This is a genomic window from Psychrobacter sp., from assembly GCF_036731945.1.
Classification (GTDB): domain Bacteria; phylum Pseudomonadota; class Gammaproteobacteria; order Pseudomonadales; family Moraxellaceae; genus Psychrobacter.
In genome coordinates this window covers 1-7,328 of record NZ_DAINDI010000048.1, presented here as the reverse complement: position 1 = coordinate 7,328, position 7,328 = coordinate 1, and the positions used below count along the sequence as shown (strand labels likewise).

Here is a 7,328-nt window from a genome sequence, read left to right as displayed (position 1 = left end):
GAGACGCTTGATACGTTTTGAGGTTTCTTGAATCTGATCGCGAATCACGTTCATACCTTCTATCGAGCGCTGTACAACTTCCGCACCGTTATAAGCAATGGCAACCGAACGCTGTGCAACCGTCGCTGACTCTGAAGCGTTATTTGACACTTGGTCAATCGAGACCGTCATCTCATTAATCGCCGCAGATACCCCAGCAATTTCTTGTGCTTGGTGCTCTGAGGCTTCAGCAAGCTCAACTGCATTCATCTGCGTTTGCTCTGAGGACTGCGAGACACGCTCAGCGGTACTATTAATAACCAGTACCAATTGGCGTAATTGGTCAATTGCAAAGTTAACAGAGTCAGCAATCGCACCAGTAAAATCTTCCGATACCGTCGCGTTTACCGTCAAGTCACCATCTGCCAAATCGCCCAACTCATCTAGTAGACGCAAAATTGCAATCTGGTTACGCTCGTTCTCTTCTTGAATTTGGCGCGCGCGCTCAGACTCCGCTTCTGCTTCTTGACGACGGCGTAAGGTTTCTTTTTCAATCAATAAACGCTCTGAGCCGCCGCGTTGTTTGAGTAATTGGTATAAAGCGAATAAAACGCCCAGTACACCTATCACAAAAACAATCACCGGCAAGATGACTGATTGATTAAAATTGCTTAAATATTGACTGACCGACGACAATGAATTGACCAGCCAAAACAGACAAGCCACACTCACTAAAGCACAAAGTCCTAATAACAGCTTCCATTTACTATTAGCATCTGTCGTTGTTTTATTCGTACCAGCTACAGGGTTGTTTATAACATCACTCATCGTGCCTATTCCTTTCAAACAATCGTCAAAGTCGTATCGTGACTGACTCTGAAATCATATTGCCATCAAAACAACAGTGATTCACAAAGCCTGTATGAATACTGACATCTCATTAAACCATGTCAGCCTTTGTTCTTTTCTTGCTTTAACAAACACCCCGTTAATAATCGAAGTGTTTATTAAGGTTGATGCATTTACTAAAAATCAATATTTAGAAAAAACAGCTAATTACTAGTTACTCACAACCACTAGATGGCAGCATCAGTATATTGCAAATCCTGTGCCAGTAAGCTTGGCATAAATATATACCAATCTTGCTCATCTTTGACAAACTTACCGTGGTTATAAGGCGCAAATGGCGAGCTCGGTTCAATCGCTTCTGCTCGATATTGGTCTTGGGTAAACTGCTCAATACCAAGCACCTGATCAACCAGTAGCCCCGAAAACACATTATCGTGATCTATGACAATGACCTTACGCTGGCTCATTTGCGTCAATCGACTAGGTACTTGTAAAAACCGCGACAAATCGGTTAACGGCAACAAGCGCCCGCGGATGTTGGCGATGCCGAGCATCCAAGGCTTTACTAAAGGTAAGCTGGTATATTCTGGCATGGACAATACTTCTGACACTTGACCCATTGGTGCCACCAAACGCTGACCGCCAATTTCAAATACCACGCCTTGCCAATCAAACTCCTTGCCGCCGCGGCGACCACTTTTGCGCGCGCGTGCTAAGTCTGCTATACGCAGCAGCTCAATAAATCCTCTGGATGCCACAAGCTACCCCATTACTTTACGAATTATCTGGACCAAACCACTTTCATCAATCGGTTTGGTGATATATTCTTTAGCGCCTTGACGCTTGCCCCATACTCTATCGGTTTCTTGATTTTTGGTACTGATCATAATAATAGGGATATGAGCAGTCGTTTTACCGCGAGTAATTTTGCGGGTTGCCTGAAAACCATTCATTTCAGGCATCACCACGTCCATTAAGATGACGTCTGGTAGATGGTCGACGGCCATCTGACAGCCCTGCTCTCCATTGCTCGCTTCTAATACTTGAAAGTTATTTTTAGAAAGCATGTCGCGAAATTTCGCCATCTCAGATGGCGAGTCGTCAATGACTAAAACAGTAGTCATAGGTGTTTCCTTTATTTTCGATGATATCCATTAGGATATATTGTTAAAACAAACCGATTAAAAATAAATCGCATTGATTGAGTGCCAATATGATTTACATCAAGATAAAAATTAAGCAGAAAGCACTCACTATTAACCTGAATAACCGAGCTTATAATATTTTTTATAGCAGGTCTTTAACGCGCTACTGTTAACGTTACTGATTATTTAGCGATACTGGTTAATCGCCTCAAAAAGCTCATCTTTACTAAATGGTTTGGTCAAATACTCATCAGAACCAACAATGCGGCCGCGGGCTTTATCAAACAAGCCATCTTTCGATGACAGCATAATCACCGGTTTGCTCGCATAATCTGGATTATTTTTTATCAAGGCACAAGTCTGATAACCATCTAAACGTGGCATCATGATATCTACAAAAATGATATCTGGATTATTATCAACAATCTTCGCTAAGGCATCGAAACCATCAATGGCGGTGACGACTTCACAACCCGCTTTTTGCAATAAAGTTTCTGCGGTACGGCGAATGGTTTTTGAGTCATCGATTACCATCACTTTTAAACCATCAAAATTATTTTCCATTATCTCTGTCCTATAAATGACTATTTATTCGGGGTACTATTTATAAATATGAACGATCACATTAAGGTGTTAATGCAGGCTGGGCGACGAATACAAGTAAATAAGCCGTCATCTTCATTAAACCATGAGCGTTTGTGGTATAAAAATAAATAGCTAAGTTTTTACGCTAAGTATCTACTTATTCACTAAGCATGGTTAATAGCGCACTATCATCCGTCACTATACGCACTTTGCGGCGAATTATCTTAGCCATTTGCACGGCATTTTAAGTTTTTTTGATGCTTTATGATAGTAATACTAGCTTGCGCAAACGTACCATCCAGTCATAACTGCAAATACTTATTTTCCAATTCTTCCGCTTCCAAATTGCCTTTATAATCGTTGTTAAAATGGCGTTAAAAGCAACGTGGAATAATTAAGCAGGAAATAATTCCTTTAAATCAGCACTTTCAATATAAACTCTTTTGAAATAAGCCCTTTTGAATGGGAACCTGCACAATCGTTAATGCGGTTATATTTTGGACATTATATAGAATTAGGGCATACCTTACCGAATAATTTTCTTTTGTCATAAAAATGTATCAATATATTTTATTATGTTCGTTTTAGCATAGTTATGAGCGCATTTCCAGTCATTTAATGAATTTATGTTCAAATAAATAACTGTAAATTCATCACTCTAGCCAAATTCTTCTCAATAACTACGCTACTCACTAACTATTTATTTTTACGCGTTATCTATCGGGTGATACCTAGATACGCTGAAATTCGTCATTCAAAATCAGTAAATAAGAGTAATCATTTCACCGCCTCATAATTCCCTATATAATAAAAATTCGTTGACAAGGGTAATCGCTATGACAGGTTTTTTAGATTTAAGGCGCTTGAAGGCTAAATTTTCAAGCACCATACTTTTAGCTTCTAGCCCATTAAAAAAGAGTGCGTATCTTTTGAGCGCGGCGCTGCTTATCGCCTGCCAGCCCTCCCCGCCTACCTCAGAACCTGTCACAGCTGAAAATAGCGAGGCCTTTGACACGCCCCTGCTCATACGTGCTGATAGCATTACGATGACCCCTGATCATATCCTAAGCGTCAAACCAACCCGTTATCAGCCGAGCCTTGGCTTAGAAGGTGAGATTGTGCCTATCAAACAGGTAAACCTAATTGCTGCCCAAGCATTGACGGTAGAGCAGGTGTTGGTGAAAAAAAATCAACGGGTCGAAAAAGGCGCACCGTTATTCACCGTTCGACGGCAAGCAGCGCTTATTGAATCAACAGAGTCATCTGAACAAGCCGATAATCAAGCCGCAACTTCCTTAGAAGTAGAAGGTGAAGTAGCCGATAATAAAGGTGCGGCCACTGAATCCAAAGCATCTGCCGTCAACAGTACTCAAGCGGCGCCAAAAGATTCCACTGCTAAGAATTCAGATAACATAAAACCCAGTGTAGAAAAGGCTGATGAGGATGATAAAGAAAATTCTGCTAGTGCAAGCAATAATGACTTAGACAATAATCAAGCTTCTAAGCATGCAGAAACGGCGAATAATTTGATAACGGTACGGGCAAGCTTCGCAGGTCATATCGAAAAGCTATACGTCAAAAGTGGTCAAGAGATCGCACCGCGTCAGCCACTACTAAAGCTTAGTGATGGGACCGAGCTGCATTTTAGCGCAAGCTTACCTATTGAAGCCAAATCACAAATCTCCGTTGGACAAACGGTTAACTTCACGGCGGAAGGCTTGATAGATAAATTTACCGGTCAGGTCAGTAAGCTGACAGTCACTGAGTTACCAAAGCAGCTATTGGTGTATGTCAATGTGGTTGATAATGAAGTCAGTCGCAACCAAATACGACCTGATATGCAGGTGACTGGGCGCGTTGACTACGGACAAATAGAAGTTGGAACCATTGTTCCTAAGCGCGCGCTGCACAATGTTGACCTAACCGTGCTGCACAAACCGCCTTATAAGCCGCTGCGTCCTTTGCATGCCAATGTCTGGATTATCAAACAAGACCAGCGTTTGACGCGCCAGCCCGTCGAAGTTATCGAGTATGACCCGCTGACCAAACAATATTTAATTGCCGGTATTACCAATGACAGTTTGATTTGCTTGGCAAACTTGCCCGTGGAATCTGAAGGTAAAAAGGCAATGGTTTCATAGGCACCAAAGCTCGTAGTTACATTGTGTAGAAACATTAACAAAGCCTATCTTGTTTAATAACATCCTGTTTAGGCAATATAGCGTAAACTACTAATAGGGATTACGCTTTGAGTGAGAATGAACTAAGAGTTAAGGGCATTGAAAATTTAGGGCGTGCTTATTTACAAAAATAGTTTTATAAAGATAGCATTGGTAGATAGGTACTTTTAAAGCAGTATTTTTAAACAGCATTTTAAACAAACTATAACAACAACTAGAGGAAAAATTATGAGCAAGCAAATTTTACTAATTGAAGACGATCCAGATTTAGCCGAGTTAATCAGCGATTATCTGACCATGAACTATTATGATGTACATCATGCAGGGCTGGGTCAAGAAGGCTTAGACTTGTTGGACGCTAAAGAGCGCGATATTGATTTGGTGGTGCTAGATTTGATGCTGCCTGATATGGATGGCATGCAAGTTTGTCAGAAGATACGTGGCAACAAAAACAACATGACCAATAAAGTGCCGATTATCATGCTAACGGCAAAAGGCGATACTACAGACCGTGTATTAGGTCTAGAGATGGGCGCCGATGATTATATTGCCAAACCCTTTGAGCCACGCGAATTACTCGCGCGTATTCGTGCCGTCATTCGTCGTCATGAACAGCCAAATCAAGCTGACAGTCAGTCTGATAGTTTAACGTTTGGGCGTTTAAGCGTTTTTCCTGACAGTCATGAAGTCACTATCGATGATCAACCAGTCCGTTTGACGACGCATCAGTTTCAGCTGCTGCATTATTTTGCTACCCACTCGGGCAAAGTATTAAACCGTGAGCAATTATGGCAAGCGATGCCAAACGATGACAGCTCGGATAACATTGATCGCGCCATTGACGTGCATATTTCACGCTTGCGTGCTTTAATCGAAGACAATCCGCGCCAGCCAAAACGTATCATTACCGTACGCGGTGTGGGTTATCAGTTCGCCACCGATCAGGTATAGTTAGTACATGCAATCAAGCGCTATAAAACTCAGCAATAGTTGCAATAAAGTTGTTAAAATAAAATGGTTATAAGCGTTTGATAATAGAGATGATTTAATGCAACAACTGGGTTTTCGTTCCGTATTTGCCAAACTATTTGCCAGTGTCATGCTGGCACTTATTTTATTTGCGGTAGCGATGGTGTTATTGACCCAGTTGGTACATGACAAAGACGCTGGTATTCGTTCAGAAATCTTGGCCACGCAAATTTTGGGTCAAGTTGACCCATTTTTGCATGAGCTAAATATTGCTGTCAGTAAAGACAACCGCTTACAAGCGCGCTTTATGCTAGCGGTGGTCAAGAAAAGCTTTGATATTTTTGATGAATCACTGCAAGCAAAAATGGGCCTATATGACAATGAAGGTCATTTGCTCATGCAAAGCGACAACAGCGATTTGCCATTAGAATTGCCTGCGCCGCCCTCGCTATTAGCGCGCGTCTTTCCCTCATTTGCCGAAACCTCCCCAACCAAGCAAGCCCAAGTTTATAGTAGCACCGGCTATACGCTATTATACGAATCACGCCTGCCGCCTAAAAAACCTGTCCTCTCTGCCGCCTTAAATTTATTTACTGGTACGCTATTGCTGCTGCTTATCATGGCAGGGGTACTTTGGTGGATTGCCCGCACCATTACTTGGCGTATCAATCAGATGAGCCAACAAATGGCGCAATTGGGCGACGGCGACTTTACGGTGCGAGTCAATGCCCGCGGTAATGATGAGATTGCATCGCTTGCGCGCGGCTTTAACCAAGCGGCACAAAAAATTGAACACCTAATTAATGCCAATAATCTGCTATTGGCGCACGCCTCGCATGAGCTGCGTACGCCCATCACCCGTATTCGCTTACAGATTGAGATGATGGATATGCTGGCAGGGGCCTTGCCGAGTGATACCAAAGAAAAATTTGATAAGCGCGCCCAAGCTATCAATCGCGATTTGTCTGGATTAAACGACTTGGTCGAGAGTATTTTGTTGGTCAGTCGTTTAGATGCTGGACACGCGCTACAACAAGTTGAGCATTTAGACTTATATGATTTAGTAAACCAAGAGCGCCAGCATTATCCTGAAGCAACCTTGATTGGCGAGCATATCGTCATTGATGGCCAATCGTCGATGCTGACCCACTTAATTCGTAACCTATTGACCAATGCTATGCTGCACGGCAAACCACCCGTTACGGTATTACTTTACGGTGTGCAAACTCTAGATGAAGCTGACGCTATTCCTGATTATCTTTTGCAAACCATACTGTGCAGCAGCTTTGTCGATTACAACAGCTCAGACTTTGATTCTTATGATGAAGAAGCGCCTGATAGCAACCATGCGCTTGAAACCAGTCAAAAAGCTCAACCAAATGATGACGCCACTGTTCCTCACGATAATATCGTTCCTAGCGATAATAAAGGCACCTCAACCTTAACGTCGACGGATGAAGCATCGACCGCAGCGTTATTACCGGCGCCAGTGATTTATAAAAATGGTGAAAGTATCACTGCGGACGCTGAGATTGGTGGCAACACGAATAGTGATAACAGCACAGATACTGATAAATCATTGACGGCAAAAACTATTGACTCATCTAATGAGCTAAACAAT

General features: G+C 42.3%; 6 protein-coding genes and 1 pseudogene. 3 read left to right on the top strand and 4 right to left on the bottom strand.

The features are described from left to right. From V7D75_RS10325 to pilG, 4 genes and pseudogenes are all read right to left on the bottom strand, one after another. A pseudogene (locus V7D75_RS10325) lies at positions 1-807 on the bottom strand (methyl-accepting chemotaxis protein); the annotation flags it as partial. 248 nt (positions 808-1,055) lie between these two features. Then, on the bottom strand, positions 1,056-1,586 hold the full coding sequence (locus V7D75_RS10320; RefSeq protein WP_333614493.1) for a chemotaxis protein CheW: 531 nt from the start codon (positions 1,584-1,586) through the stop codon (positions 1,056-1,058). Between the two features lie 3 nt (positions 1,587-1,589). Then, a complete protein-coding gene (locus V7D75_RS10315) occupies positions 1,590-1,952 on the bottom strand; it encodes a response regulator (protein ID WP_068403521.1) in 363 nt (120 codons plus the stop codon). Between the two features lie 207 nt (positions 1,953-2,159). Then, complete coding sequence (gene pilG / locus V7D75_RS10310; RefSeq protein WP_045453505.1) at positions 2,160-2,537, bottom strand: twitching motility response regulator PilG; 378 nt, start codon at positions 2,535-2,537, stop codon at positions 2,160-2,162. Between the two features lie 950 nt (positions 2,538-3,487). Between pilG and V7D75_RS10305 the strand changes: the two genes are divergently transcribed. From V7D75_RS10305 to V7D75_RS10295, 3 genes are all read left to right on the top strand, one after another. Further along, positions 3,488-4,699 carry an efflux RND transporter periplasmic adaptor subunit gene (locus tag V7D75_RS10305; RefSeq protein WP_333614492.1) on the top strand — a complete coding sequence of 404 codons (1,212 nt, stop codon included), beginning with the start codon at positions 3,488-3,490 and terminating at the stop codon, positions 4,697-4,699. A 267-nt stretch (positions 4,700-4,966) separates the two neighbouring features. Next, positions 4,967-5,689, top strand: coding sequence for a response regulator transcription factor (locus V7D75_RS10300; RefSeq protein ID WP_068403530.1), 723 nt, complete (start codon positions 4,967-4,969; stop codon positions 5,687-5,689). A gap of 97 nt (positions 5,690-5,786) precedes the next feature. After that, a partial coding sequence (locus tag V7D75_RS10295; protein ID WP_333614491.1) for a HAMP domain-containing sensor histidine kinase occupies positions 5,787-7,328 on the top strand: 1,542 nt, incomplete at its 3' end.

Coding starts and splice junctions, on each gene's coding strand:
- V7D75_RS10315 (WP_068403521.1), bottom strand. CDS start 1,952: ATGACTACTGTTTTAGTCATTGACGACTCGCCATCTGAGATGGCGAAA.
- pilG (WP_045453505.1), bottom strand. CDS start 2,537: ATGGAAAATAATTTTGATGGTTTAAAAGTGATGGTAATCGATGACTCA.
- V7D75_RS10300 (WP_068403530.1), top strand. CDS start 4,967: ATGAGCAAGCAAATTTTACTAATTGAAGACGATCCAGATTTAGCCGAG.